Here is a 2,787-nt window from a genome sequence, read left to right as displayed (position 1 = left end):
CTATTAATTATTTCTACCTGTATTATTATGCTGTTTGTTGTCTGGAAGCTGTGGAAAATTCGACAGACAGCATCTTCCAAAGATGAGGCGATTATTCCTGAAACTTACATCAATTTACCCAAAACAATGCTGTCTCCTGAAGTCATTCGGACAATGGCTGACGAGATTCAAGTTTCTAAAGCAATCAGGCGCGAGGACAACCGACTTAGGGAATTCCCCCTGATTGTTAACGATTTGCCAGTGACCCATCGACAAATGAAGCAAGGGTGGCGTTATCTGCGTCAGTTTAGTCGTGAGGGGCCACCCATAGAGCTAGATATGGAAGCCACTATTCAACAGGTTGCCCAGCAGGGAGTTTTATTAAATCCTGTGCTGGTTCCCCGACGTACCAACCGCATAGAACTTCTGCTGTTAATCGATGGAGATGGTTCGATGGTTCCGTTTCATCACCTTTCCCAAGAGTTGGCAGATACAGCATTGCGTGGAGGGCGTTTCAGCCGGGTTCGGGTTTACTATTTTCATAACTGTCCAGACGAATATTTATACCGCGATCGCTATCATTTAGAGGCAGAATTAATTGATGATTGTTTGTCAAACTTGCCTAAAGCTAGAACAGTTTGCTTGATTTTCAGTGATGCTGGCGCTGCTCGTGGTGGATTTAGTTCTAGGCGAAGGCGGTTGACAAAATTCTTTTTAAAAGAGTTACGGCAGTATGTACGTTATATTACCTGGCTCAATCCGGTTCCGCGCGATCGCTGGCAAACTACAACCGCCAATGATATTGCCGCTTTAGTTCCCATGTTTGAGGTAAATCGTCAGGAATTTTACAAAGCGATCGATGTCTTACGAGGACGGCATCAACCTCTGGGGGAGGTACGCTAAGATGACGAATTCTAATGCTTTGCTGCCAGAAACGCGCTCTCAGGAAATTGAGGAGGCGATCGCATCATTTAAAAGACGATTTACCCAAGCTCATGTATATTTAGCCTATCATGCTGCTTTCCCCATCGCTCTCACGCCCCATTTGACCTACTGTCTATGGGCAACTTTTCCGATGGATATCGAAAAACAGGACTTGAAAGTGCCGTGGATTGCAGTAGCCGACTTACTCCTCTCTCCACTCTGCAAAGAAGTCGGACATGAACTATATGAGATGGATGCAGATTTACGCAATTATTTATTAGACCAAATGATTCAACATCCTAGCTTCGGTCAGAAGCGTGTTGAGGAATTAGCCCATTTTTTACTATCCTACGTACAGCGAGAATTGAATGATTCTAAATCGTCTGTACAAACTCTGGCTCAAGCTCAACGTTGGACGGCACTTGCTTATGTTTATCCTGAAGTTGTCGCGCATGATTTGGCTACGACACTTGCCGAATTAACCCTCAGCGATAAAACAGAATGGCTGCGGCTGACATTATTAACAGAAGCGATCGCCACCCCTTTGCATCAAGCTCATTTTCAATCTCTGCTAGCATATCTTCAGGGGATGCGCCAACTAGCTCGTGGCAATCATATCCAAGCAGAATCAACCCTCAAATCTTTGCCAGCCCATAATAATCAAATTGTCGTCGCCGGAGTCACTTTACCGATTCCTAACTTCCAGAACTCTAATTGGCATATCAACCCGATTGCATCCAAAGCTACCTTACTAAGATCATTTAAATTTGAAACAGCTAAATTGATTCGTCAACCCCGGTTTATGCGGTTGGGTTCACGCTGGGTAATCGACCGACAAGAACAACAAGCAACCCTATTTTATGAGCAATTAGAGGCACAAGTTAATTTAGAAATGGTGCGTATACCAGAAGGCAACTACTGGATGGGAACTGCACAAAACGAAGGAGGCTACCGCGAACGCCCTCAACATCGAGTCACCATTACCTCCTTATTTTTAAGCCGTTTTCCTGTGACACAAGCCCAGTGGCGGACAATTGCCAAGACTACCAAAGTCAGGATTGAACTGAATTCTGACCCCTCCGACTTTAAAGGTGATAATTTACCTGTGGAGCATATTACTTGGTTTGAAGCGATCGAGTTTTGCGAGCGTTTGCAACTACAGACTGGAAAACCCTATCGTCTACCCAGCGAAGCCGAGTGGGAATATGCTTGTCGAGCAGGGACACAAACCCCGTTTTACTTTGGCGAAACAATTTCTCCTCAACTTGCCAGTTATGACGGAAGCAAACGATATCGCTCTGGGCCCAAAGGGCGATCCAGCAAACAAACCAGTGCAGTTGGCGCTTATAACGCGCCCAATACTTTTGGGCTAGAGGATATGCACGGCAATGTTTGGGAGTGGTGCGCCGATCACTGGTATGATGACTACACAAATGCACCAGCAGATGGAAGTGTCCGAATTACTGACCATCGAACCACCCCCAGAGTTATTCGCGGTGGTTCCTGGATGCATGAGCCTGCTGTATGTCGTTCTACCTATCGAAATGGCATTCCGCCTACAAATCAAGTGCTTACCATTGGCTTTCGAGTAGCTATCTCATTGCATGGAGCAAGCCCCAGGTGATACGTTTTGTTGATAAGTGTTGTTTTTGGGTACTGCTCTTGTTGGACAGAATATTTATACTAGGGAAAAGCATAAGTCCGCCAACTAAAGTCACATTCCCTAACCATCGCTAAAGTCGTATCAGAACTGAGGAAAAAAGTGTATGAGTCTTCTTTCTGAACTTCAAGAAAAAAAGCTTGAAGTATTATATTTAATAGCATTAGGCTACAATTTGTACTTAAAAAACATTCGTCTCTTTTTAAGCCTCAATTGCATAGCTC

Annotated in this window: 1 protein-coding gene and 1 pseudogene; both read left to right on the top strand. The window is 44.6% G+C overall.

Features of this window, described 5'->3' with window-relative positions:
- Positions 1-882, top strand: a pseudogene (locus IQ229_RS22515) (hypothetical protein); the annotation flags it as partial.
- A gap of 1 nt (position 883) precedes the next feature.
- Positions 884-2,527, top strand: a complete 1,644-nt coding sequence (locus IQ229_RS22510; protein WP_194047558.1) for a formylglycine-generating enzyme family protein — start codon at positions 884-886, stop codon at positions 2,525-2,527.
- Positions 2,528-2,787: the final 260 nt, after the last annotated feature.

Source organism: Nostoc cf. edaphicum LEGE 07299 (assembly GCF_015207245.1).
GTDB lineage: Bacteria > Cyanobacteriota > Cyanobacteriia > Cyanobacteriales > Nostocaceae > Nostoc > Nostoc edaphicum_B.
Note: the sequence above shows the minus strand (reverse complement) of the source record. Positions and strands in the feature narration are given on the sequence as shown.

What these genes read in the sequence shown, in the direction of transcription:
- IQ229_RS22510 (WP_194047558.1), top strand. Translation starts at nt 884, where the DNA reads ATGACGAATTCTAATGCTTTGCTGCCAGAAACGCGCTCTCAGGAAATT.